General features: G+C 65.0%; 23 protein-coding genes and 1 tRNA gene. 7 read left to right on the forward strand and 17 right to left on the reverse strand.

The window, feature by feature from the left end:
- Positions 1–54: 54 nt before the first annotated feature.
- From dgoD to E3T29_RS14845, 5 genes are all read right to left on the reverse strand, one after another.
- On the reverse strand, positions 55–1,203 hold the full coding sequence (dgoD, locus tag E3T29_RS14825; RefSeq protein ID WP_134346357.1) for a galactonate dehydratase: 1,149 nt from the start codon (positions 1,201–1,203) through the stop codon (positions 55–57).
- The gene (locus E3T29_RS14830; protein WP_241987840.1) at positions 1,190–1,723 is read right to left on the reverse strand and encodes a gluconokinase; all 534 of its coding nucleotides are present in this window, start codon (positions 1,721–1,723) and stop codon (positions 1,190–1,192) included. The genes dgoD and E3T29_RS14830 overlap by 14 nt, the downstream gene beginning before the upstream one ends.
- A gap of 2 nt (positions 1,724–1,725) precedes the next feature.
- Positions 1,726–2,607, reverse strand: a complete 882-nt coding sequence (locus E3T29_RS14835) for a carbohydrate ABC transporter permease (protein ID WP_092340648.1) — start codon at positions 2,605–2,607, stop codon at positions 1,726–1,728.
- Entirely contained in the window at positions 2,604–3,527 is a 924-nt protein-coding gene (locus E3T29_RS14840) for a carbohydrate ABC transporter permease (RefSeq protein WP_233197388.1), read from the reverse strand. The genes E3T29_RS14835 and E3T29_RS14840 overlap by 4 nt, the downstream gene beginning before the upstream one ends.
- A 95-nt stretch (positions 3,528–3,622) precedes the next feature.
- On the reverse strand, positions 3,623–4,915 hold the full coding sequence (locus E3T29_RS14845; RefSeq protein WP_134346358.1) for a sugar ABC transporter substrate-binding protein: 1,293 nt from the start codon (positions 4,913–4,915) through the stop codon (positions 3,623–3,625).
- Positions 4,916–5,053: 138 nt separating this feature from the next.
- Between E3T29_RS14845 and E3T29_RS14850 the strand changes: the two genes are divergently transcribed.
- From E3T29_RS14850 to E3T29_RS14860, 3 genes are all read left to right on the forward strand, one after another.
- Positions 5,054–5,836, forward strand: coding sequence for a FadR/GntR family transcriptional regulator (locus E3T29_RS14850; RefSeq protein ID WP_134346359.1), 783 nt, complete (start codon positions 5,054–5,056; stop codon positions 5,834–5,836).
- Positions 5,837–5,990: 154 nt separating this feature from the next.
- Positions 5,991–7,394 carry an NADP-dependent phosphogluconate dehydrogenase gene (gene gndA / locus E3T29_RS14855; RefSeq protein WP_370449181.1) on the forward strand — a complete coding sequence of 468 codons (1,404 nt, stop codon included), beginning with the start codon at positions 5,991–5,993 and terminating at the stop codon, positions 7,392–7,394.
- 111 nt (positions 7,395–7,505) lie between these two features.
- Positions 7,506–7,871: a hypothetical protein gene (locus E3T29_RS14860; RefSeq protein WP_134346361.1), complete on the forward strand. Its 366-nt coding sequence runs from the start codon at positions 7,506–7,508 to the stop codon at positions 7,869–7,871.
- Between the two features lie 77 nt (positions 7,872–7,948).
- Here E3T29_RS14860 and E3T29_RS14865 read toward each other — a convergent pair whose 3' ends face one another.
- The 3 genes from E3T29_RS14865 to E3T29_RS14875 all read right to left on the reverse strand — a co-directional run bounded on the left by E3T29_RS14865 (position 7,949) and on the right by E3T29_RS14875 (position 10,494).
- Complete coding sequence (locus E3T29_RS14865; protein WP_092340644.1) at positions 7,949–8,926, reverse strand: ribose-phosphate diphosphokinase; 978 nt, start codon at positions 8,924–8,926, stop codon at positions 7,949–7,951.
- Entirely contained in the window at positions 8,927–10,387 is a 1,461-nt protein-coding gene (gene glmU, locus E3T29_RS14870) for a bifunctional UDP-N-acetylglucosamine diphosphorylase/glucosamine-1-phosphate N-acetyltransferase GlmU (RefSeq protein WP_134346362.1), read from the reverse strand.
- A 35-nt stretch (positions 10,388–10,422) separates the two neighbouring features.
- Positions 10,423–10,494 (reverse strand) — tRNA-Gln (locus E3T29_RS14875).
- A gap of 123 nt (positions 10,495–10,617) precedes the next feature.
- Between E3T29_RS14875 and E3T29_RS14880 the strand changes: the two genes are divergently transcribed.
- Positions 10,618–11,109, forward strand: coding sequence for a MarR family winged helix-turn-helix transcriptional regulator (locus E3T29_RS14880; protein ID WP_134346363.1), 492 nt, complete (start codon positions 10,618–10,620; stop codon positions 11,107–11,109).
- Positions 11,110–11,115: 6 nt separating this feature from the next.
- Here E3T29_RS14880 and E3T29_RS14885 read toward each other — a convergent pair whose 3' ends face one another.
- The 9 genes from E3T29_RS14885 to rsmI form a co-directional block, all read right to left on the reverse strand.
- A complete protein-coding gene (locus E3T29_RS14885) occupies positions 11,116–11,775 on the reverse strand; it encodes a methionine ABC transporter permease (protein ID WP_134346364.1) in 660 nt (219 codons plus the stop codon).
- A 1-nt stretch (position 11,776) separates the two neighbouring features.
- On the reverse strand, positions 11,777–12,805 hold the full coding sequence (locus tag E3T29_RS14890; protein ID WP_134346365.1) for a methionine ABC transporter ATP-binding protein: 1,029 nt from the start codon (positions 12,803–12,805) through the stop codon (positions 11,777–11,779).
- 131 nt (positions 12,806–12,936) lie between these two features.
- Positions 12,937–13,827: a MetQ/NlpA family ABC transporter substrate-binding protein gene (locus E3T29_RS14895; RefSeq protein ID WP_134346366.1), complete on the reverse strand. Its 891-nt coding sequence runs from the start codon at positions 13,825–13,827 to the stop codon at positions 12,937–12,939.
- Between the two features lie 199 nt (positions 13,828–14,026).
- Complete coding sequence (locus E3T29_RS14900) at positions 14,027–15,820, reverse strand: ABC-F family ATP-binding cassette domain-containing protein (protein WP_134346367.1); 1,794 nt, start codon at positions 15,818–15,820, stop codon at positions 14,027–14,029.
- A gap of 55 nt (positions 15,821–15,875) precedes the next feature.
- Positions 15,876–16,802, reverse strand: coding sequence for a 4-(cytidine 5'-diphospho)-2-C-methyl-D-erythritol kinase (locus tag E3T29_RS14905; protein WP_092340781.1), 927 nt, complete (start codon positions 16,800–16,802; stop codon positions 15,876–15,878).
- Between the two features lie 51 nt (positions 16,803–16,853).
- Positions 16,854–17,726, reverse strand: coding sequence for a 16S rRNA (adenine(1518)-N(6)/adenine(1519)-N(6))-dimethyltransferase RsmA (gene rsmA, locus E3T29_RS14910; RefSeq protein ID WP_104089352.1), 873 nt, complete (start codon positions 17,724–17,726; stop codon positions 16,854–16,856).
- Positions 17,723–18,721 (reverse strand): TatD family hydrolase, encoded by a 999-nt coding sequence (locus E3T29_RS14915; RefSeq protein WP_104089353.1) that lies wholly within the window; start codon positions 18,719–18,721, stop codon positions 17,723–17,725. The genes rsmA and E3T29_RS14915 overlap by 4 nt, the downstream gene beginning before the upstream one ends.
- The gene (gene metG / locus E3T29_RS14920; protein ID WP_104089354.1) at positions 18,714–20,285 is read right to left on the reverse strand and encodes a methionine--tRNA ligase; all 1,572 of its coding nucleotides are present in this window, start codon (positions 20,283–20,285) and stop codon (positions 18,714–18,716) included. The genes E3T29_RS14915 and metG overlap by 8 nt, the downstream gene beginning before the upstream one ends.
- A gap of 61 nt (positions 20,286–20,346) precedes the next feature.
- Positions 20,347–21,210: a 16S rRNA (cytidine(1402)-2'-O)-methyltransferase gene (gene rsmI / locus E3T29_RS14925; protein ID WP_134346368.1), complete on the reverse strand. Its 864-nt coding sequence runs from the start codon at positions 21,208–21,210 to the stop codon at positions 20,347–20,349.
- Positions 21,211–21,272: 62 nt separating this feature from the next.
- Between rsmI and E3T29_RS14930 the strand changes: the two genes are divergently transcribed.
- From E3T29_RS14930 to E3T29_RS14940, 3 genes are all read left to right on the forward strand, one after another.
- Entirely contained in the window at positions 21,273–22,829 is a 1,557-nt protein-coding gene (locus tag E3T29_RS14930; RefSeq protein ID WP_104089356.1) for a dolichyl-phosphate-mannose--protein mannosyltransferase, read from the forward strand.
- 155 nt (positions 22,830–22,984) lie between these two features.
- Positions 22,985–24,085, forward strand: coding sequence for an acyl-CoA desaturase (locus tag E3T29_RS14935; RefSeq protein ID WP_134346369.1), 1,101 nt, complete (start codon positions 22,985–22,987; stop codon positions 24,083–24,085).
- Positions 24,039–24,380 (forward strand): hypothetical protein, encoded by a 342-nt coding sequence (locus tag E3T29_RS14940; RefSeq protein ID WP_134346370.1) that lies wholly within the window; start codon positions 24,039–24,041, stop codon positions 24,378–24,380. The genes E3T29_RS14935 and E3T29_RS14940 overlap by 47 nt, the downstream gene beginning before the upstream one ends.
- Positions 24,381–24,472 lie beyond the last annotated feature (92 nt).

Genomic DNA, 24,472 nt, shown 5'->3' on the forward strand with positions numbered 1-24,472 from the left:
GGTTCTCCTTGGTCGTGCGTGTCATCAGAAGGGGGCTCGGCACGGTGATGGCCGTCACCACTCCGCCAGTGCGCCGTCCGCGTGCCGCCAGATCGGCGACCGCCACGTGTGCCCGCGCGAGTCGGCGGCCCGTACTGCGGCCTCGTCAATCTCGATGCCGAGACCGGGGTCGGTCAACAGTTCAATGTTTCCGTTGACGAATTTCAATGGCTCCTTGTCGAGCACGTAATCGAGAACTTCGGCGCCCTGGTTGTAATGGATGCCGATGCTCTGCTCCTGAATCAGGTAGTTGGGAGTGGCGAAGCCCACCTGCAGGCAGGCGGCGAGCGCGATCGGGCCAAGCGGGCAGTGCGGCGCCAGCTGTACGTCGTACACCTCGGCCATCGCCGCGATGCGGCGTACTTCGGAGATTCCGCCGGCATGGGAGAGGTCGGGCTGCGCCACGGCGATGCCAGCCTCGAACACAGGCAGAAAATCCTGCCGGGTGTAGAGCCGCTCCCCGGTCGCGATCGGAATCGAGGTGGCCTGGGCCAGCTGACCAATCAGGTGGGAATTCTCCGGCACGACCGGTTCTTCAATGAAGAACGGTCGCAGGGGTTCGAGCAACGGGGCGATCCGGCGGGTATTGGCGAGCGTGAACCGACCGTGAAAGTCCACGGCCACATCACGGTCGGGGCCGAGCACGGCCCGCGCTGCGGCGACCCGTTCGAGCACACCGTCGATTTCAGCGACCGTGCCGACTCGGCTCATGATGCCGGAGGCGTTCATCTTGACGGCGGTCAGCCCCACGGCCATCTGCGCCGCGATCGCGTCGGCGATGCCGCTCGGGTCGTCGCCGCCGACCCAGCCGTACATGCGGATGCGATCGCGCACCGCGCCGCCGAGCAGCTGGTAGACCGGTACCCCGAGCGACTTGCCCTTGAGGTCCCACAGAGCCTGGTCGATGCCGGAGACAGCGCTGCCGAACACCGGTCCACCGCGGTAGAAACCGCTCTTGGTCAATACCTGCCAGTGGTCTTCAATGCGGTCGGGGTCGGCGCCGATGAGATATTCCGCGAACTGTTCGACGACCGCGCGCACGGCATCCGAATGCCCTTCCAGGCTGGCTTCGCCCCAGCCGACGACGCCATCGCTGGTTTCAAGCCGCACGAATAGCCAACGGGGTGCCACGAGAAAAGTTTCCACTCGTTCAATGTGTGACACGGGCAGCCTCACCGCTTTCTGTTTCGGCGGCGAGAGCCGCAAGGATCCGTTCGACGATGGTGCCGGGCGGTTCGACGATGTCCACGGTTACGCCGCGTTCATCGTCTGTGCGTACCTCGAGCGTGTCGAACTGCGATTGCAGCAGCGCGGGAGGCATGAATTCGTGGGTGCGTGCGCGTAGCCGGGCTGCGATCAGGTCGATCGACCCTTCCGGATCAACCACGAACAGGTCAACGGCGTGATCGCGCAGCAGGTCGCGGTAACTGCGTTTGAGGGCCGAGCAGGCGATGACGATGCCGTTCGGGTAGTCCCCGGCCAGGCAGCGCCCCACCTCATGCAGCCACGGCAGCCGGTGTTCATCCTGCAGCGCGTTTCCGGCGGCCATGGTGGCCTTGTTCGCGGCGGGGTGCAGGGTATCGCCGTCGAGGAACCGGGCGCCGAGGCGCTCGGCCAGAAATTCACCGATGGTCGATTTGCCAGAGCCCTGCACCCCCATGACGACGATCGGCGGGAGGCCCACTCTCAGCCCTTGGTCGCACCGGCGGTGAGGCCGGACACGATGTACTTCTGGGTGAACAGCGCGATGACCATGATCGGAACGGTGACCACGACGGCTGCCGCCATCAGGCTTCCCCAGTCGATGCTGGCATACGAGACGAAGTTGAAGATCGCCACCGGCAGGGTCTTGGTATTCGCGCCGGAGAGCACCAGCGCGAACATGAAATTGTTCCACGAAAAGATAAAGGAGAGGATGCCGGCTGTCGCGAGTCCCGGAACCGACAGCGGCAGGGTGATCCGTAGGAACGCGCCGATGTGGGTGAGGCCGTCCACCTGCGCCTGCTCCTCCAGTTCGAGCGGAGTCGAGTCGAAGTAGCTGATCATGATGTACACGATGAGCGGCAGGGCGACGAACATGTGCGAGAGAATCAGCACGCCGAAGCCGCCGACCATGCGCATGTTGGCGAAGATGAAGTACCACGGCACGAGCAGGCTGACGCCCGGAATGATGCGTGCCATGAGGACGACCAGCGCGGAGCGGTGCATTGCGAAACGACTCATCGCGTAGGCGGCCGGAACTCCGATGAGCAGGGAGAAGACGGTGGACAACAGCGCCACCCAGAAACTATTGAAGATGAATCCGAAATAGTTATTGCGGCTGAGCACGTTGTCGTAGTTGTCGAGCGTCGGCGTGAAGAACAGGGTCTTGCTGGCGTCGTAGATGTCGACATTGGTCTTGAGTGACGCGACGAACATCCAGACCAGCGGAGCGACGAACAGCAGCACCGTGAGGGTGAGGGCGACGACCCGAAAGATTTTGTACGCTCGCGGTTTGCGGCGCCGCGGTGCAATCGCGACCGGGCGCGGAGTCTGGGTGACAGGACGGGCTGGCAGGGTCGTTGTCATGACCGGTTCGCCTTTCTGCGGTAGGTGAGTACCCACATGATCGCGATGATGAGCAGGAAGAACAGGATCAGCACGGTGGACGCGATCCCGTAGTCGTTGTAGTCGAAGCTCAGGCCGAAGGCATAGATGTTCAGCGTCTCGACTTCGTGGAATGACCCGCCGCCCTTGCCCTTGGTGGCATAGAGGATGTCGAAGGTCTTGAGGGCGTCGATTCCGCGCAGCACGATGGTCACGATGACGGTGGCCCGCAGGAGTGGCAGAGTGACGAACCAGAATCGCTGCCAGGCGTTGGCGCCGTCAATGCGCGCAGCTTCGTCGGGTTCGTCGGAGAGTGAGGTGAGGCCGGCGAGCAGCATCAGTACGACCATCGGTGTCCACTGCCAGATATCGACGAACATGAGCGTCGGCAGGGCGGTGTACTGGCCGGACAGCCAGGGCTGGGCCGGAATACCGATCCAGCTGAGCACCTGGTTGGCGAAGCCGATGTTCGGGTCGAAGATGAGGCGCCACATCATGCCGACGGCGACCGGGGTGGCGACCAGGGGCAGCAGGATCGCGACGCGAACCCATTTCTCGCCGCGGAACGGGCGCCAGAGCAGCAGGGCGATGCACATGCCGAGGACAAGCTCAATGGCCAGCGCTCCGCCGGTGAAGACGAACGTGCGCATCACGGCGGGCCAGAAGCGATCCGTGTCGGTGAGCACCTCGACGTAGTTGCTGAATCCGACCAGGTTGGATGCTGCGCGCACCGAGCCCTCGGAGTCCGTCACGCTGAGGTACAGCGTCCAGCCCAGCGGCACCGCGATGAGCAGCCCGACGAAGATCATCGCTGGGGAGGCGAAGAGCCACTTGCGATGACGGTTTGCCCAGGTGGAATAGTTCTTCCACATTGAGGGCTTGGTGGTGACCATTGTGGTCATCGTTCACCTCACACTTGGTATTGCACGTTCAGAAAGAAGGGGGTGGCGGGGCTGACGACCGCGTTCGGGCATCCGCCCCGCCTCAGTGGTGCGGGTTATTCGTCGTCGAGGATTCCCTGGAACGCCTCGCTCGCGGCATCCGCTGCTGCGTCGGAGTCGCCGCCGGTGATGGCGATGACGATGGGGTCTCCTACGATCTCGCGTGCTTCGGGCACCTTGATGACGAGGGGGCGGTCATGACCGACACCGTTCTTGGTGCTCGTGGCGATCGCGGCGGCGAGGTCGGCCGGGTAAGTCGACGTGCCCTCCGGGTCTTCCCAGACCGACTGGCGCGCACCGGGAACGCCGTCCTGCTGCACCTCCAGGGTCAGGTCCGCGCTGGTGGCCCATTCGATGAACGACCAGGCTTCATCCGTGTAGGCCGATTCAGCGTTGACGCCGAGTGCCCAGGACGGCACGTTGTAGGCGGCCGATCCGCCAGGACCGGCCGGCATCGGTGCGAAGCCGACGGTGTCGGAGACCTTGGAAGTCTCGGGGTCGGTCGCGTTCTTGTAGAGGCTGTCGGCCTCGGTGTACAGTCCGGCCTGGCCCTGGGTGAAGATGGCCATGGCCTCAGGCCAGCTCATGTCGGTGCTGACATTCTCCGGACCGTAGTCGCGGATCAGTCCGCCGTAGAACGCGTAGGCTTCCTTGGCCTCAGGGCTGGCGATAGCTGAGTTGCCGTCTTCGTCGATGAAGTCACCGCCGAAGCTGTAGAGGAAGCTGGAGAACTGGGTGACGGCGGCGGACTTGCCGGTACGGGCGACGAAGCCGGCCACGCCGGGGTTTTGTTCCTTGATTGCCTTGGCCGCGGCTTCGAGCTCGTCCATCGTGGTCGGCACCTCGAGTCCGGCCTTGGCGAGGAGGTCCTTGCGGTAGTAGAGCACTTCCTGCTCGGTGATGATCGGCACGCCAACGACGTTGCCGTCGTAGGTGGTCGACTCGACCGGCCCGGACTGGAAGTCGCTCCAGTTCCAGTCGGCGTTCGACTCGACGTTGTCAGTCAGGTCGGCCAGATAGCCGTTCTTCGCGAACAGCTTGCCTTCTTGGAGCGGGCGATACATCATGACGTCGATCTCATCGGTGCCCGCATTGAGCTTCACGTTGTACTGATCGGAGAGCTGGTCTTCGCCGTACTGGCTGAGCTCGACGGTGAGGCCGGTGGCTGCCTCGAACTCGGGCAGTTTGCTCTTGATCGTGTCGGTCCACACGTGGTTGGCGAGGGTCACTCGAAGAGTCTTCGAGCCCCCGTCATCACCGGCACCGGCACTGCACGCGGTAAGTGTGCCCGCCGCGAAGAATGTCGCTGCGACGATGGCCGCAACGCGAACAACTGAATGACGCTTCACTGTGTCTCCATTCGAAAGAACCGGCGCTTTGAGCCACGGTTCCCAACAGAATGCATCTTTACATCTGTCTCGAGAGAAAACGTTACCGAATAAAGCATACTTATTCAAGTTTATTGCCGGAACGATATGATCAACCGCATGACGCACAATCTGACGACCGGGCCGGGCGCCGACCCGCTCGTCGACTTGCCCCAGAACCTTGACGACGGAACCCCCTCGACCAGCCTGCACGCGCGCGTCGTCGATCTGCTGGGCCTGGCCATCTGCGCCGGTGAACTTGCCAGCAAGTCGGTCTTCCGCATCGAAGAGCTCGAGGAACGATACGGTGTCTCCCGATCGGTGGTGCGCGAAGCCATCCGCGTGCTCGCCTCCATGGGTATGCTCGCTTCTCGCCGTCGCGTCGGCGTGCAGATTCTGCCAGCCTCCGAGTGGAACCTGTATGACCCACAGGTCATCCGCTGGAGGCTCGCGTCGCCGGCCCGCATCGCCCAATTGCGTTCCCTGACCGAGCTGCGCACCGCCATTGAACCGCAGGCCGCCCGGCTCGCCGCCATCCGCGCTCCCCTGGCGGATGCCAGCGAGCTGATGGGGCTGGCCGGCAAGCTGTGGGCCGCCGGCCAGGCCGACGATCCCGAGGCCTTCCTCGTGCTCGACATCGAGTTTCACCGTCTTGTGCTGGCCAGTTCGGGCAACGAAATGTTCGCCAAACTCAACACCCTGGTGGCCGAGGTGCTGACCGGGCGCACGAACTACGGACTGATGCCGCGGCATCCGCACAACGAAGCACTGCAACTACACGTCGATGTGGCCAGCGCGATTCAGCGCGGCAACCCGGAGGCAGCCCACGAAGCCATGCTCGGCATCATGGAACGCGCCTTCAACGAGATGAGTTCCATCTGGGACGGCAAGCCCACGAAATAGGACCAGCATTGCGCAATGCTGTCCCCCGATTGCGGGACCATTCAGGCCTGTGCGCTAAACTCGTGGGTGGTCTGTTCAGTACAGCCCCAAAGGAGAAAACGTGTCAGAGTCCGGTTCAGCACAGGCAAACATTGGTGTCGTGGGTCTGGCGGTGATGGGCTCGAATCTCGCCCGCAACCTCGCCGGCCGCGAGGGGAACACCGTCGCGGTCTACAACCGCTCCCCCGAACGCACCCGCCTGCTCACGACCGAGCACCCGGAGGCGAACTTCGTCGCCTCCGAGGACATCGCCGATTTCGTCGCCTCGCTGACGAAGCCGCGCACCGCCATCATCATGGTGCAGGCCGGCCGCGGCACCGACGCCGTCATCTCCCAGCTCTCTGAGCTGTTCGAACCCGGCGACATCATCGTCGACGGCGGCAACGCCGAATTCACCGACACCATTCGTCGCGAAAAGGAGCAGAGCGCCAAGGGCATCAACTTCGTCGGCGCCGGCATCTCCGGTGGCGAAGAGGGCGCCCTCAACGGCCCGAGCATCATGCCCGGCGGCTCGGTGGAGGCCTACAAAACTCTCGGCCCCATCCTTGAGTCCATTGCCGCCGTCGTCGACGGTGTGCCCTGCGTCACCCACATCGGCACCGACGGTGCCGGTCACTTCGTCAAGATGATCCACAACGGCATCGAATACGCCGACATGCAGCTCATCGCGGAAGCCTACGACCTGCTGCGCAAGGTCGGCGGGCACTCCCCCGAGGCCATCGCCGATATCTTCACCGACTGGAACGGCGGGGAGCTCAATAGCTACCTGATCGAAATCACCGCGGAGATTCTGCGCCAGGTCGACGCGAAGACCGGCGAACCCTTCATCGACGTCGTGCTCGACGAGGCCGGCTCCAAGGGAACCGGCGTCTGGACCGTACAGAACGCGCTCGACCTCGGCGTTCCCGTCGGCGGCATCGCCGAGGCCGTCTTCGCCCGCGCCGTTTCGGCCCACCCGGAGCAGCGCGAACCGGTGCGGGCCACCATCACCGCCCGCCCCGAAGTCGCCGTCGTCGGCCACACCTTCCAGGAAGACGTCCGCCAGGCGCTCTACGCCTCGAAGATCATTGCCTACGCCCAGGGTTTCGACGCGATCATCGCCGGTGCGGCCAAGTACAACTGGAGCATCGACAAGGGCGCCATCGCCACCATCTGGCGCGGCGGCTGCATCATTCGCGCCCAGTTCCTCAATCGCATCGTGGATGCCTACAACAACGACCCGTCCATCCCGAGTCTGCTCGTTGACCAGTACTTCGCCGACGCCATCGCCGCCGGCGAGGCCGCTTGGCGCCGCGTCGTATCCACCGCCGCGCTGTCGGGCATCCCGGTTCCCGGCTTCGGCTCGAGCCTGAGCTACTTCGACTCGCTCGCAAGCGAACGCCTGCCGGCCGCCCTGGTGCAGGGCCAGCGCGACTTCTTCGGTGCGCACACCTACCACCGCGTCGACATGCCCGGCACCTTCCACACCCTGTGGTCCGGCGACCGCACCGAGATCGCCACCGAGGCGTCGACGCACTAGCGGCCGTGTCGGCCGGCGGCATCCACTTCTCACGCGTAGAGAACGGATGCCGCCGGCCGCTTCGTGTAACCGGGTCGCTTCACACCCAGGTCTGGGAGAATGGGGGTACCCATGACTGACAATCACCCCGAGCTCTCCGGCTACGAGCCGAACGACGACTACCGCCCCCTGCGCGGCAAGCACTTCACGGCCATTTTGCGCGTCGTCGTGGTGCTCGGGCTGATCGCCCTGGTCGTGCCGGGCGTGCTCACAACCATGCGCGTCGCCTCCGACACCGCCAGCAACGCCTGTGTGACCGCGGTGGCCCAGTACTATCCCTCAGCCGTGGACTTCGACGCGCGATTCGAGTTCGCCGGGCCCGGCGGGTTCGGCTGGCAGTGCTACGCGATCGACGTGAACGAGCGCGAGACCTTCGTGACGCCGCTCGGCATCATTCCCTCCGCGCCGCACCAGCTCGCCCCGGCCACGCGCACATAATTCTCTAACGAGGTGTGAGTTTTGACCCGAAAATCACGAAAATCAGGCTCGAACTCACACCTCGGCAGCGCCTAAACCTACGCGGCGCCGTCGAACATCGAGGTGACCGAACCCTCGTCGAAGACCTCGTGGATGGCGCGGGCCAACAACGGAGCGATCGGCAGCACTGTGAGCGTCGGGAAGCGCTTCTCCGGCGGGATCGGCAGCGTGTCGGTGACGACGACGGCGCTGATGGCCGGGTTCTGCAGCATGTCAACGGCCGGGTCGCTGAACACGGCGTGCGTGGCGGCGACGACGACGCCGATGGCGCCGGCCTCGCGCAGTGCCTCGGCGGCCAGGGCGATCGTGCGTCCGGTGTCGATCATGTCGTCAACGAGCAGGCAGACGCGGCCGCTGACCTGGCCGACGATCTCGTGCACGGAGACCCGGTTGGGCACGAGTGGGTCGCGGCGCTTGTGGATGATGGCGAGCGGCACACCGAGGCGGTCGCTCCAGATGTCGGCGACGCGCACGCGACCCATGTCGGGCGAGACCACGGTGAGGGTGGCCGGGTCGAGCTTCTCGCGGAAGTGCTCGAGCAGAACCGGCATCGCGAAGAGGTGGTCGACGGGACCGTCGAAGAAACCCTGGATCTGGGCGGCGTGCAGGTCGATCGACATGATGCGATCGGCGCCGGCGACCTTGAACAGGTCGGCGACGAGGCGGGCCGAGATCGGCTCGCGTCCGCGACCCTTCTTGTCCTGCCGGGCGTAGGGGTAGAACGGAGCGACCACGGTGATGCGCTTGGCAGAGGCCCGCTTGAGCGCGTCGACCATGATGAGCTGTTCCATCAGCCATTCATTAATCGGAGCGGTGTGGGACTGGATGACGAAGGCATCCGAGCCGCGCACGCTCTCGTCGAACCTGGCATACAGCTCGCCGTTGGCGAAGGTGCGTGCGTCGGTGTGGAGCAGCTCAGAACCAAGCTCCGTGGCGATGTCGAGAGCGAGCTGCGGGTGCGCTCGCCCCGAAACCAGTACTAGTCGTTTGTCGCCGCTGGTCTTGATTTCCGACACCTATTCTCCAGTCTTCGTGCTGTCCGCGCGTTCTGTGTTGCTCAGGCTGGCGGTCGCGGCGTGAGCCGCGGCTGTGCCCGGACGGTTGGCGTGAACCCAGCCGTCCATGTTGCGTTGCGGGGCCACGTTGATGGCCAGTGCGCCGGCCGGAACGCTCTTGCGAACGACCGTGCCTGCTCCCGTGTACGCCCCGTCACCAATTGTAATCGGCGCGACGAACACGTTGTGCGACCCGGTGCGCACGTGCGACCCGATCGCCGAGTGGTGTTTGGCCACGCCGTCATAGTTGGCGAAGATTGTTCCGGCACCGATATTCGACCCCTCGCCGACGGTGGCGTCGCCCACGTAGCTCAGGTGCGGCACCTTGCTGCCGGCACCGATCTGCGCGTTCTTGGTCTCGACGAAGGCGCCGATCTTGCCGTCGGCACCGAGCACGGTATTGGGGCGCAGGTAGGAGAACGGGCCGACGGATGCCCCCGCCTCGATCACCGCGAGGGTCGCGTCGGTGCGATTAACCCGGGCATTCTCGCCGATCTCGCAGTCGCGCAGGGTGGTGTCCGGGCCGACGATGGCACCGGTTGCGACCACGGTGGCGCCGATGATCTGGGTGCCGGGCAGCAGGGTGACGTCGGCCGCGAGCACGGCTTTGAGGTCGATCCAGGTGGTGGCCGGGTCCTGCACGGTCACTCCGGCCAGCTGCCAGCCGCGCACGATGAGGGCGTTGAGTTTCTGGGCTGTGTCGCCCAGCTGGGCGCGATCGTTGATTCCGGCGACGATCCAGGCATCCGCGACCGGAACAGCGCTCACCTCGGAGCCGGCCCGGCGCAACAGTTCGATCACATCGGTGAGGTATTTCTCACCCTGGGCGTTGGCGGTGGTGAGCTGGGCGAGCTGCTCGCGCAGCGCGGCCAGGCCGAACAGGTAGACGCCGGCGTTGATCTCGGTGACGGCCAGTTCGGCATCCGTCGCATCCTTCTGCTCGACGATGCGGTCGAACACACCCTCCACCGAGCGGATGATGCGGCCATAGCCGGTCGCATCGTCCGGATAGGCGGACAGCACGGTTCCCGCCGCGTTGCCCTGGCGGTGCGAGGCGATGAAGGAGGCGAGCGTTGCGGCGTTCAGCAACGGGACGTCGCCGTTGATCACGAGCACGTCACCGTCGAAATCGGCCGGCAGCGCGGCGACCGCCTGCTCGACGGCGCGGCCGGTGCCGGGAATCTCGTCTTGGTCGACGATCGTGCTCTCCGGCAGGTCTTCGGCCACGACGGCGGCCAGCAGGTCGCGTTCGTGCCGCACGACGGTCACGACGTGGGCGGCGTCGAGCGCCCGCGCGGTCGCGAGCACGTGGCTGACGATCGGTACGCCGGCGAGCGGATGCAGCAGCTTGGGCAGGCTGGACTTCATGCGGGTACCCTGGCCGGCGGCCAGAACAACAATGGCGAGGCGGGCGTCTGTCACGAGATTCCTAACGCATTTGGTGAAGAAAGTGAGGGCTCCGCCACCAGGATTCGAACCTGGACCGAACAACTCCAAAGGTTGCCGTGCTGCCGTTACACTATGGCGGACCATGCCGGCCGAGGCCAGCAACCAGTCAAGTCTGCCAGATTCTGAGCGGCGCGCAGCACCGCTGACGGCGGCCAGACGGCCTCTGGGCGAAGAAACCCCCGGGTAAGCGGGATAATGGAGCAATGCCTGCCCATGATGAAGTCGACCGAATCGTCGATTCGTGGCTGCGCGAACGGCCCGATCTGGATTTTGCGCCGCTGCAGGTGCTCAGCCGGGTTGCCCGGTTGTCGAAGCACCTCGACCGGGCCCGCCGCACCGCCTTCTCCCGGTCGGAGCTCGCATCGTGGGAGTTCGATGTGCTCTCGGCCCTGCGCCGCGCCGGCACCCCCTACGAGCTCAGCCCGAAGGCGTTGTTGCTGCAGACGCTCGTCTCAAGTGGCACCATGACGAACCGCATCGACGGGCTCGTTGACCGCGGTCTGGTCACGCGCCGCTCCGCACCCAACGACGGTCGCGGCATCCTCGTGGGCATGACGCCTTCCGGGCTTGCACGAGTGGATGCCGCCATCACCCGGCTGGTCGACGCCGAAGCCGACCTGCTCGATACCCTCTCGGTGACCGACCAGGAGCGGTTGGCCGGCCTGCTGCGAAAGCTCAGCCTCGACTTCGACTAGCTACCGCTACCGGCGAAGAGCCTTGCGCGCGAGGTAGTTGCCGAAGAACTGCACGACCTGCACCAGCACGATGATCAGCAGCACCGCCGCCCAGGTCACGATGGGGTTGAACTGACGGTAGCCGTAGAGCAGCGCAAAATTACCAAGGCCCCCGCCACCGACGTAACCGGCAACGGCTGACATGTCCACGAGCGCGACGAAGATGAACGTGTAGCCGAGAATCAGCGGTCCGAGCGCTTCCGGCAGCAACACGGTGAAGATGATGCGAATCGGCCCGGCGCCGACGCTGCGGGCCGCGTCGATCACGCCGGGCGTCACGGTGAGCAGGTTCTGCTCCACGATTCGGGCCATGGCGAAGGAGGCTGCGAGAGCGATCGTGAAGATGATCGCGTTATTACCGATGCCGCTGCCGGTGACGGCCCGGGCCAGTGGTTGCGCCGCCGCCAGAAAGATGATGAACGGAATCGGGCGAATGAAGTTGACCAGCAGATTCAGCACGAAAAACAACGGCTTGTTCTCGAGGATGCTGCCGGCACGGGTCAAGTAGAGCCCGAGACCGACCAGCAGGCCGCCCAAGCCACCGAAGAACAGGGTCAGCGCGACGATGTACAGGGTCTCGTAGGTGGCCGTCCACAGTTCGGGCAGCAGGTCGATGAGTGCATCCATGTCAGCGCACCTCCGTGACGGTCGTGAGCGTTCGAATGTGGGCGAGCACCTGGTCGATGACCGGGTCTAAGCCAGTGAGCGCGAGGGTGAGATGCCCGAACGGGCGCCCCTGTATCTCATTGATGCCACCGTAGACGACCTCGAACGCCACTCCGGCACTCGAGAACTCGCCGAAGACGGCCTTCTGGTCGACCGCACTGTCGCGAAAGGCCAGCGTCACGATGCGGCCCGCGTGCCGCTCACGCAACACGGCGAGTTCGTCGGGCGACGGAATCCCCTTGACCACGGTCGAAACGAAACGAGCGGATGCCGCGGCTTGCGGGTTCGAGAACACGTCGAAGACGGGGCCGCGTTCGATGACTCGCCCCTGATCCATCACGGCGACCTTGGTCGCAATGGTCTGGATGACGTCCATTTCGTGGGTGATCACGATGATGGTGACGCCGAATTCCGCGTTCACCCGCTTCAGCAGGGCGAGCACCTCGTGCGTGGTTTCCGGGTCGAGAGCACTCGTGGCTTCGTCAGCCAGCAGAATGCTCGGCTGGGTAGCGAGGGCGCGGGCGATGCCCACCCGCTGTTTCTGCCCGCCGGAGAGTTGGTCGGGAAAGGACCCGGCCTTATCAGAGAGGCCGACGAAGTCGAGTAGTTCGGCCACGCGGGCGGCGCGCTGCTCCTTGGGATGCCCGGCCACTTCGAGCGGGTAGGCCACGTTGCGCGCCACCGTGCGTGAACCGAGCAGGTTGAACTGTTGAAAGATCATGCCGATGCCGAGGCGCACCTTGCGCAGCTCGCGCTCCGACAGCAGGGCGATATCCTGCCCGTTGACGATGATCTCGCCGCTCGTTGAATGTTCGAGAGCATTCACGAGTCGCACAAGTGTGCTCTTACCGGCACCGGAGTATCCGATGATCCCGTAGATGTCCCCGGCCTCCACGTCGAGACTGACCGAGTCGATCGCCGTGACACTCGGTGCACCCTTGCTCGCGGGCGGGTACACCTTGCTGACATTCCTCAGGCTTACTAGAGCCATCCGTTGTTCCTCAAAAACCTTCTCGTTGCTGGTCTATCGTGATGTCGCGCCGGGAACGCGAACGAGCAGTCTCGGCTATTGGGCGTAAATCTTAGAAAGAACCGAAACTGCTCACGCGGTAACGCTGATGCTTACTTCTGAGCCTTGGTGTCGGCCTCGACCGCGACGCGCGACTCTTCAAGCTCGGCAACCGGGGTCGTCAACAGCACTGCCGTGTCGCCGGACGCTTCGCGAACACCATCCTGAACGGCCTTCGTGGTCTGGTAGATCTCGACGAGCTTCTGGTATGTCGCGTTGTCTTTGTCCTCGGCGCGCGCTGCAAAGACGTTCGCATAGGGCACGGACTTGGAGTCGGCCGGATCGTCCTGGGCGATGGCATCCGAGAAACTGAGCCCGGCCTTTCCAACAAACTCGTTATTGACGATCGCGGCGGCGACGTCGGGCAGCGAGGTCGTCGTGAGCGACGCGTCGAGAGCCGTCACTTTCACCCGCGAGGCGGCGGTGTCGATGTCGTCGAGTGACGACGAAATCGTGCCGCCGTCGGTGAGCTCGATCAGACCGGCTGACTGGAGTACGACGAGGGCGCGGGCCATGTTGCTCTGGTCGTTGGGCACGGCGACCGTGTCGCCCTTCTGAATCTCATCGACGCTGGTGTACTGCGTGGAATAGAGACCCAGCGGGTAGATTGCGGTGGCGCCGATTGCCGAGAGGTCCTGGCTGCTCGCCACGTTGTAGTTTGCGAGGTAGACGATGGTCTGAAATTGATTGAGGTCGATTTCGCCGGCGGTCAGGGCAGGGTTCGGCTGTTCGTAGGTGGCGAAGTTGACCAGGTCGACCGTAATCCCTGCGTCGGCTGCGGCTTGTGTGAAGACATCCCAGTACGGTTCGCTCGCGTCGACGACCCCGATCTTCACGACGTCGTCGCCACCAGCAGCGCCTGCGCACCCGGCCAGCAGTGCCGCAAGCGGCAGAATCGCGAGTGCGGCCAGTACGGACTTCTTGAAGGAACGTGGCTTTTTCATGGAGGGTCTCTTTCGCTGTGTGAATTCCCCGAGAGCGCCGATGGCGATTATGGGCACAGCGATTTTTTGGGCACAGATCAACCCCGGGTGTTGGGGGTGGGGGTCTGTGCCGCAGCTCTGCGAGGCACTCAACAACGATACGCGCTGAAACTGCGACGCGTGGCCTCCCCCGACACACTGCGTCACAGCTTCTGCGACGTTACCCCTCGATCAACTCGGTAAGTTCGACCCAGCGGGTTTCGAGCGTGGCGATGGTCTCTTCCAGTTCGGTCAGTTTCACGCCGAGCGCGCCGAGACCGGCGAAATCGGACTGGTCGTGCGCGGCGAGCCTTTCGTGCTTGAGTGCGATGCGCTCTTGCAGTTTGACCACCTTGCGGTCGATCGAGCCGAGCTCTTTCTGGGCGTTGCGCAGTTCGGCGCCACCCAGGGTGGGGATCTTTTTGGCCTTGCCAGCGGCATCCGTCGGCGACCCCTGAGCGGGGCCGGCGACAGCTTTGCGGCGCACCTCGAGGTACTGGTCGACGCCGCCGGGCAGGTGGCGAAAGCCGCCGTCCATGACGGCGTACTGGTTGTCGGTGACGCGCTCGATGAGGTACCGGTCGTGCGAGACGACCAGCAGGGTGCCGGGGAAGGAGTCGAGCAGGTCTTCCATGGCGGCGAGCATGTCGGTGTCGAGGTCGTTGGTGGGCTCGTCGAGGATGAGTACGTTCGGCTCGCTGAGCACGATCAGCAGCAGTTGCAGTCGGCGCTTCTGGCCACCGGAGAGGTCCTTGACCTGGGTGGTGAGCTGCGCGCTCAGAAAGCCCATGCGTTCGAGCATCTGGCCGGGCGTGATCTCCTTACCGCCGGCCATGTAGCTGGTTTTCTGGCGGCCGATGACGTCGCTCACGCGGTCGTTGCGGATTTCGTCGAGTTCGAACAGCTGCTGGGTGAGTACGGCGACCTTGATGGTCTTGCCGCGCTTCACGTGCCCGCTGGTCGGCTGCAGGGTGCCGGCGACGAGGTTCAGCAGGGTGGACTTGCCCGCCCCGTTGACGCCCATGATTCCGGTGCGCTCCCCCGGTGCGATGCGCCAGGTGATGTCGTTCAGCACGGTCTTGTCGCCGAACTTCACGCCGATGTCGATGAGGTCGACGACGTCCTTGCCGAGGCGCTGCATGGCCATCGACTGCATCGTGACGGTATCGCGGGGCGGCGGCTCGTTCTCGATCAGCACGTTGGCGGCATCGATGCGGAACTTGGGCTTGGCGGTGCGGGCCGGGGCGCCGCGGCGCAGCCAGGCCAGCTCCTTCTTCATGAGGTTCTGGCGCTTGGACTCGACGACCGAACTCATGCGGTCGCGCTCGACGCGCTGCAGAATGTAGGCGGCGTAGCCTCCCTCGAAGGGCTCGATCAGGCGGTCGTGCACCTCCCAGGTGATGTTGCAGACCTCGTCGAGGAACCACCGGTCGTGGGTGACGACCACGAGTCCGCCCGACTGGGCGGCCCAGCGGGTCTTGAGGTGCCCGGCGAGCCAGGAGATGCCTTCCACATCGAGGTGGTTGGTGGGCTCGTCGAGAAAGATGCAGTCGTAGTCGCCGATGAGCACGGCGGCGAGGGCGACCCGACGCCGCTGGCCACCGGAGAGGTCGTCGACCAGGGCGTCCCAGGGAATGTCGCGTACGAGGCCGCCGATGACGTCGCGCACCTTGGCGTCGCCCGCCCAGACGTGTTCTTCGATGCCGCCGACGATGGTGTGCCCGACGGTCTGGCCGCTGGCGAGGTCGTCGGACTGGTCGAGCATGCCGATAGTGACGCCGCGGCGACGGGTGACCCGGCCTTCGTCGGGTTCCATGCGGCCGGCCAGCAAACGCATGAGGGTGGATTTGCCGTCACCGTTCTTGCCGACGACGCCGATGCGGTCGCCTTCGTTGAGGCCGGCGGTGACGCTGTCAAAGATAACGCGGGTGGGAAATTCGAGGTGCAGGGACTCAGCCCCGAGAAGATGTGCCATAGCCTCCGAGTTTACGGCACGCTGGGCGCTGTCATCCCGGGCCGAATGCGAAGGCTCAGATGAGGCGGGCCCCATGCACCGGGCCGGTGGCTCGCACGACCTTGAGGCGGGAGGCAGAGAGCGCGACCTGCAATTCGAGCGCGCTGTCGGCATCCGCTACCAGAAAAGCCACGGTCGGGCCGGAGCCGGAGAGGATGCCGGCCAGGGCGCCGTTCTCTTCGCCGAGCTGCAGCACCTTGCCGAGCCCGGGCGCGAGGTGCAGCGCCGGAGCCTGCAGGTCGTTGTGCAGCACGTCGGCGAGCATGTGCGGGTCGCCGGCGCGCAGTGCCTGCAGCACGTTCGCGTCGACACTGGGCTGATGCTCGGCCGGAAAGATGTCCTGCGCGTGGCGATCGCGGTGCCGGTCGAGCTCCTGGTACACGCCGGGCGTCGACATACCGAAGTCGGCCAGGGCGAGTACCCACTGGAATTTTCCCTTGGCCAGCGCCGGGCTCAGCTGGTCGCCGCGACCGGTTCCGATGGCGGTGCCGCCGGTGAAGGAGAACGGTACGTCGGCGCCGAGGGTGGCGGCAATGGCGAGCAGCTCGTCCTTGGTGGCGCTGGTCCCCCACAGGGCGTCGCAGGCGAGCAGGGTGGCCGCGGCGTCGGCCGAGCCGCCGCCCATCCCGCCGGCGATGGGCACGTTCTTCTCGATCTCGAGGTGCACGCCGCCGCGATAGCCGGTCTTGCGGGCGAGGGCCCTGGCTGCTTTGATGGCGAGGTTGCTGCCGCCGGTGGCGAGGCCGGAGGTGTCGATGCTGCCGCTGAACTCGACCGAGAAGTCGCTGGCCGGCGTGGCACGCACGTCCTCGAACAGGGAGACAGCCTGGTAGGCGGTCGCGAGGTCGTGGTAACCGTCTTCCATGACGGCGCCGACCTTAAGGAAGACGTTGATTTTGCCCGGTGCCCGCGCGTGCACAGCGGTGGTACCGGCGGTCGTCATCATGCTTTTAACTTAGCCCAGCCCGTGTGCCCGCACCGACCGCCGCCGCAGCTACGCGGGTGACCAGACGCGCGCGATGGCGAGAAAATCGTGCACGGTGAGCTGCTCGCCCCGCGCCTCGGGGTCGATGCCCGCCGCGCTCATCAGAGCGGATGCCGTGGCCGAGTCCCCAAGGACGACCGACAGGGACTGCCGCAACATCTTTCGGCGCTGCTGGAAAGCGGCGTCGACGAGCGCGAAGGTCTTGAGCCGGAGCTCCTCGGATTCCAGCGGCGCGCTTCGACGCTCGAAGGCGATCAGGATCGAGTCGACGTTGGGGACCGGCCAGAACACCTGGCGGCTTACTTTGCCAGCGGTGCGAAAATCGCCGTACCAGGCGGCTTTGACGCTCGGGCTGCCGTAGATCTTGTTGCCGGGCGGGGCTGCGAGGCGTTCGCCGACCTCGGCCTGCACCATGACGACACCGGCGCGAATCGACTCGAAGTGCTCGAGCAGGTAGAGCAACACCGGCACAGAGACGTTGTAGGGCAGGTTGGCGACGAGCCGGGTGGGGTCGCCGGGCAGCTCGGTGATCTTCAGGGCGTCGGCACGGATGACCGACAGTCTGGCGCCGGGCTGCATGAGTTCGACGGTGAGTGGCAGCTGCTCGGCCAGGCGGTCGTCGATTTCAACGGCGACGACGGCGGCGCCGACCTCGAGCATGCCGAGGGTGAGCGAGCCGAGGCCTGGTCCGACCTCGACCACGGTGTCGCCGGGTGCGACCCGGGCGACCTTGACGATGCGCCGTACGGTATTGCCGTCGATGACGAAGTTCTGGCCGAGCTTCTTGGTGGGGTTGACGCCGAGCATCTCGGCGAGGTCGCGAATCTCAGCCGGACCGAGGAGGGTCTTCGCGGGCTTCGGCTCGTCAGCAACGTCGGTCATGCGATGCCGCCGCGCGGGCTGGGGTCCGGGCCTGGATCGTCGTGGGCGGCCGTGACCGGTTCGGCGTCCCAGCGGCCGTAGACCAGCTCGGTGTTGGCGGTGATTTGAGCGGAGAGCAGGGAGACATCCGTTTCGAGGTGGGCAGCCATGCCGCGCAGCGTGTTCGGCAGCAGGTAGGGCGCGTTGGGCCGGCCGCGGTAGGGCAGGGGGGTGAGGAAGGGGGCATCCGTTTCGACCAGCAGCAGGTTGCGTGGGGCAGCGAACAGGGCGTCGCGCAGCATGGAGGCGTTTTTGAACGTGACGTTGCCGGCGAACGACATATACCAGCCATGATCGGCGCACAGGCGAGCCATGTCGGCGTCGCCGGAGAAGCAGTGAAAGACCGTGCGTTCGGGGGCGCCCACCTTGAGCAGGGTTTCGATGACGGCTTCGTGGGCGTTGCGGTCGTGAATCTGCAGCGCCAGGTTGTTCTCCTTGGCAATACGAATGTGCGCCTCGAAGGATCGAAACTGGGCGGCGCGGCCTTCTTCGCCGGTGCGAAAGAAGTCGAGGCCGGTCTCGCCGACCGCGACCACGCGCGGCTGTCCGGCGAGTTCGTTGATCACGGCGAGGGCGTCGTCGAGGGTGCCGGCCGCGTCGAGTGCTGGCGCTTCGTTGGGGTGGATGGCGACGGCGGCCAGCATGCGCGGCTCGATCAGGGCGCACGCGGCCGACCAGCGGGACGTTTCCACGTCACCGCCGACCTGGATCACCCCGCGCACGCCGACGCTCGAGGCGCGATCGAGCTGTTCCCGATAGCTGAGCGGATGCTCGCCGTCACTGATTTCGAGATGGGTGTGGTTGTCGTAGACGGGCACCGTGAGCGGTTCCGGCAGCGGCGGGTAGCTCAGGTCACGGCCCTGAGTGTTCTCGCGCTTCCGAATGGCGCTGCCGTAGCCGTCGACGCCTCCGTCGAGACTGGTGAGGGAATCGCTGGGCACCGCGTCGCTAGGCATCGGCCGGCTCCACGATCGATTCGATGCGCGGAAACAGCGGCTCGAGCGGGCTGGCGTGTGCGCCGCCGGCCCATTCCCAGGCCCGGTCGATGCGCTGGTCGGCGAGCGCGCCGTCGCCACCGAGGGCGGTCCACAGCTTGCCGGTCGCGATGGGAATGACCGGCGAGAGCAGCACGGTGAGGGTGCCGAGGCCGCGCACGGCGGTGTGCAGCACGCTCTCCAGGCGCGCCCGCGTCTCCGGGTTCTTGGCCAGCGCCCACGGCTCCTGCAGGGTGATGTAGCCGTTGAGCTCGTCGACCAGTTCCCACACGCTCGCGAGGGCGTCGTGGATGGCGAGGGTCTCGATGAAGGCGCGCGAGGCATCCGTCACGCGCTGTTCGGTCGCGGCAATCGCGAGGTCGTCGGCCGTCAACGCGCCAGCTTCGGGCACGACGCCGTCGCAGTACCGCACGACCATGGCGATCACGCGGGACGCGAGGTTGCCGAAGCCGTTGGCGAGCTCAGACTGGTAGCGGGCCGAGAGATCCTCCCAGCTGAACGAGCCGTCCTGGCCGAAGCTGATGGCGCGCATGAAGTAGTACCGAAAAGCGTCGGAACCGAAGGTGTCGGTGATCTGGCTCGGGGCGATACCGGTGAGCTTGGACTTGCTCATCTTCTCTCCGCCGACCAACAGCCAGCCGTGGCCGAAGACCTGCTTGGGCACCTCGATGCCGGCGGCCATGAGCATGGCCGGCCAGATGACGGCGTGAAAGCGCAGAATGTCCTTGCCGACGATGTGGGTGGCAGGCCAGCGGCTCGCGAATTCCTCGTCGTTCTGGCCGTAGCCGGCCGCGGTGATGTAGTTCAGCAGAGCGTCGAACCAGACATAGACGACGTGCGATTCGTCCCACGGCACCTTGATGCCCCAGTCGAAGCTCGACCGGGAGATCGACAGGTCACTCAGGCCGCGCCTGACGAAGGACATGACCTCGTTGCGGGCCGCTTCCGGCTGCACGAAGTTGGGGTTCTCCTCGTACAGGGCCAGCAGTCGGTCGGCAAAGGCACTCATCTTGAAGAAGTAGTTCTTCTCGTGCAGCAGTTCCACCGGCTTGGAGTGGATCGCACAGACCGGCTGGCCGGCATAGTCACCGGTGCCGTCGACGAGGTCGCTGATCTGCTTGTACTCCTCGCAGCCGACGCAGTAGTAGCCCTCGTACTCGCCAGTGTAGATATGACCCTCATCGTGCAGGTGCTGCAGAAACTTCTGCGCGTTCACCTCGTGGCGTTCGTCGGTGGTGCGAATGAAGTCGTCGTTGGCGATATTGACGGTCTCCAGCAACGGCTTCCACGCGGTCTCGACCAGACGGTCGGCCCATTCCTTGGGCGTGACGCCGTTGGCGATGGCGGTGCGCAGAATTTTCTGGCCGTGTTCGTCGGTGCCGGTGAGCAGCCAGGCGTCATCGCCGGACTGCCGGTGCCAGCGCGCGAGCACGTCGGCAGCGACCTCGGTGTAGGCGTGCCCGATGTGCGGCACATCATTCACGTAGAAAATGGGCGTGGTGATGTAAAAAGAGCCAGCGGACATGCGTTCATCTTATGCGCCAGGCCACCGCCTCTCCTCCCTGTTACGCCGGGCGGGCCTCGGCCTAACCGAGCGGAAAGGCCGACCGGTCGGGTTTCGGCGCGGATGCCCCGGTCTTGGCCTGCAGCGCGTGCTCGTAGAGTTCACGCTTGCCGAGGCCGCTGGCCGCCGACACGTCGGCCGCAGCATCCTTCAAGCGGATGCCGCCCGCTACCAGGTCGAGCACCTCCGCCACGCCCATGGCCAGGTCCAGTACCCGCACTTCAGCACCCGCAACGACGATGCAGATCTCGCCGCGCACGCCGGCCGCCGCCCACTCGGCCAGTTCGGCCGCCGTGCCGCGCTTGACCTCTTCGAAGAATTTGGTCAGTTCGCGGCAGACCACGACGCGGCGGTCAGCTCCGAGCGTTGCCGCGAGGTCAAGCAGGGAGTCGGCCAGACGGTTGGGCGATTCGAAGAACACCATGGTGCGGCGTTCTGCGGCGAGGTCACGCAGCAGCTTGATCCGCTCACCGTGCTTACGCGGCAGGAAGCCTTCGAAGGTGAACCGGTCGGTCGGCAGCCCGGAGACGGCGAGAGCGGTCAGGACTGCGGACGGCCCGGGCAGGGCGGTGACCTGCACGCCGGCCGCCACCGCGGCATCCACTAAATGAAAGCCGGGATCGGAGACGGTGGGCATTCCGGCGTCGCTCAGCACGAGGATGTCGACGTCGCGGGCGAGTTCGACCAGTTCGGCGGCCTTGCCGCGTTCGTTGTGGTCGTGCAGGGCAATGAGCTTGGGCCGATTCTCGATGCCGAGGGCTTTGAGCAGGTGCACGGTGACGCGGGTATCCTCGGCGGCCACGATCGTGATGGTACTCAGGGTCTCGATCAGGCGCCGGGAGGCGTCGCCGAGATTTCCGATCGGGGTGGCAGCAAGGATGATCATGCTGCAATTCTCGCAGCCTCGGGCGAGCCTTTCGTTCTTCGCTTGCTCGGTACGATAGTCAGGTGCTCGCAACTAGTCGATGGGTTCGCTGGGGCGCGCCCCTCCTCGTGGTCCTGCTGGCCGCCGGATTACGCTTGTGGAACCTCGGCGTGCCGCACGCTCTCGTGTTTGATGAGACCTTTTATGTGAAGGACGCCTGGACCCTCTTCAATAACGGGTATGAGTCCACCTGGCCGGCCGACGCCAATCCCTTGTTCGAGGCCGGGCAGACCGACATCTTCACGACGGATCCGTCGTTCGTGGTGCACCCGCCGCTCGGTAAGTGGCTCATCGCCCTCGGCATGAACCTGCTCGGTCCCGGCAACCCGTGGGGCTGGCGCCTGGCCACCGTGGTGGTCGGGGTGCTCGCGGTCGTGCTCATCATGCTCGTGGCCCGCAAGCTGTTCCAGTCGCGCCTACTGGCCGTGATCGCTGGTTTTTTGCTCGCCATCGACGGTCATGCCATCGTCATGAGTCGGGTTGCTCTGCTCGACAACTTCGTGATGTTCTTCGCACTGCTCGGTTTCGGGGCGATCCTGATGGATCGGCAATGGCACGCGACGCGTCTGGCCGCCCGGACGGCCGGGGTGAGCGACGTCGGATGGGGCCCGACCCTGTGGTGGCGACCGTGGCTGCTTGCCGCCGGTCTCGCCTTCGGCCTGACCAGTTCGGTGAAATGGTCGGGGCTGTACTTTCTGGCCGCTTTCGGCGTCTACCTCGTTGTCGTCGACGCGCTCGCTCGGCGCCGTAACGGCGTCACTTTCTGGGCCAGTGCCGCCATTCTGAAGCAGGCCCCCGCCACGTTCCTGCTCCTGGTTCCCGTGGCCGTCACCACGTTCTTCGTGTCCTGGACGGGCTGGTTCGTCACCCGCGGCGGGTATTACCGGGAGTGGGCAGACGGGGCTGGAGCGGCCTGGACCGGTCCGCTCGCTTGGGTTCCGCACACCCTGCAGAGTTTCTGGCACTACCAGGCGGCCGCATACACGTACCACGTGGGCCTCGCCACGCCGCATCCGTACCAGGCCAACCCGGTGACCTGGCTGTTCATGATTCGCCCGACCAGCATGTACTACCGCGGTTCCAGTCAGGGCGAATTCGGCTGCCAGTTTCAGAACTGCTCCGAGGCGATCACCTCGGTCGGCAACCCGCTGATCTGGTGGGCGGCGACCGCCGCGCTGTTCTACCTGGTCTACCGACTGGCCCGATACCGGGAATGGCGGGTCGGCCTTATTCTCATGGGAATGGTCGCCGGCTACCTGCCGTGGCTGATGTACCTGAACCGCACGGTTTTTCAGTTTTACACGATCGCGTTCGAACCCTATCTGCTGCTCGGCCTCGTTTTCGTCATCGGCATGTTCCTCAAGCGAATTCCCGAACTGTCCAGGCCAGAACACCGGCATTCAGCACATTCGCAGGTGTACGAATATGACCCCCAACCGCGGGTCGGAGCGCTTGGCGCCGTCATTGTCGGCCTCGGGGTGGCGCTGCTGCTGACCGCGTTCTTCTTCCCGGAATGGACCGGAATGCAGACTCCATTCGCGTTTTGGCAGCTCCACATTTGGATGCCAAGTTGGCGATAGATCGGTCAGATACATTCCATTTTTGGCATATAATGACTGAGAATGCTGTGTGAATGAGGCACGGATTACGCTCCGGCGAACGTAGACTGACGATTATCTGCTCCACGAGTAATTGCTCACGTCCCGGCTGAGAAGTCCCGATCCACAAAGGCCTCATGTCGGAAGCACTAGCCGCACCCTCGGTCCGCATCATCAGGACCCGGCCGGGTGGAGACACAAAGAATCCCACAACCGAATATTCGGCGCTCCTGCATACCGTGCGCAATCTCGGCCTTCTCGGCCGTCGCACCGGTTTCTACTGGATGGTCTTCTCCATTCTCGTCGTGGCCACGCTCGGCGCTGCTGCCGGGTTCGTTCTGCTCGGCGATACCTGGTACCAGCTGATCATCGCCGGCGCGCTCGGCATCATCTTCACCCAGTTCGCTTTTCTGGCCCACGAAGCCTCGCACCGCGCCGTGTTCACCTCCGGCAGGGCGAATGACCGGGCCGGCCGTGTCCTGGCCAACCTCTTCGTCGGCATCAGCTACGCCTGGTGGATGACCAAGCACAGCCGGCACCACGCCCAGCCGAACGTCATCGGCAAGGACCCCGACATCGAGCCAGACTTCATCGTGTTCCGCGAAGAAGACGCCAAGAAGGTGAGCCGGCTCGGCGCTATCGTCACCCGCAAGCAGGGCTACCTGTTCTTCCCCCTGCTCATGTTCGAAGGCATCAACCTGCACATCCAGGGTTTCAAAACCGTCTTCGGCAAGAACAAGGTCAGCGAACGCTGGGTCGAGATCACGATGCTCGTCACGCGCATCACCGCCTACTTCGCCGTCATCTTCTACTTTCTGCCGCTCGGCATGGCCTTCGCCTTCATCGGTGTGCAGATGGCCGTGTTCGGTGTCTACATGGGCGCATCGTTTGCTCCCAACCACAAGGGGATGCCGCAGCTTCCGGCCGAAAGCCGCGTCGACTTTCTGCGCCGCCAGGTTCTCACCAGCCGCAACATTCGCGGTGGCACCTTCATCGACACCTACATGGGTGGGCTCAACTACCAGATCGAACACCACCTGTTTCCGAACATGGCCCGACCGCACCTGCGGAAGGCGCAGGAGATCGCCAAGGAATACTGCATCTCCCACGACGTGAAGTACACCGAAACCGGCGTCTTCGAGAGCTACGGCATCGTCATCGCCTACCTCAACAAGGTGGGCCTGGCCGCGCGTGACCCGTTCGATTGCCCAATGGTGCAACGCTTCCGCACGCACTAACACCACCCAGTTTGCCTCAGGCCGTTTCCCCTCTGGGAGGCGGCCTGATGCAGTTAATTGGCAGTACCACCGCCGGAACCGGTTCCGACGCCGCGCCTACGGCTGCCCCCTCACCATCCGCAACGTCGCCCAGTCGCTCGTCTACACGACGACCCTTGGCAAGGGCACCCTCACGCTCGCCCCGACCTTCGCCCTGAGCGTTCCGGCCAACACCTTCCGTTCCAACTACTCGGATGCGGTCGGCAGCACCGCCGTCGACCCCTACGTGTCGACCATCACGTTCACCATCGCGTAGCCACCGTTCTCGGCAGGTCCATGGACCTCTCGGGTAATGCCCCGCACCTCAGGGTGCGGGGCATTGTTGGGTTAACTCCCGCGTGCGGGTGC

It is taken from the genome of Cryobacterium sp. TMT1-66-1, from assembly GCF_004403435.1.
In the GTDB taxonomy this organism is placed as follows: domain Bacteria; phylum Actinomycetota; class Actinomycetes; order Actinomycetales; family Microbacteriaceae; genus Cryobacterium; species Cryobacterium flavum.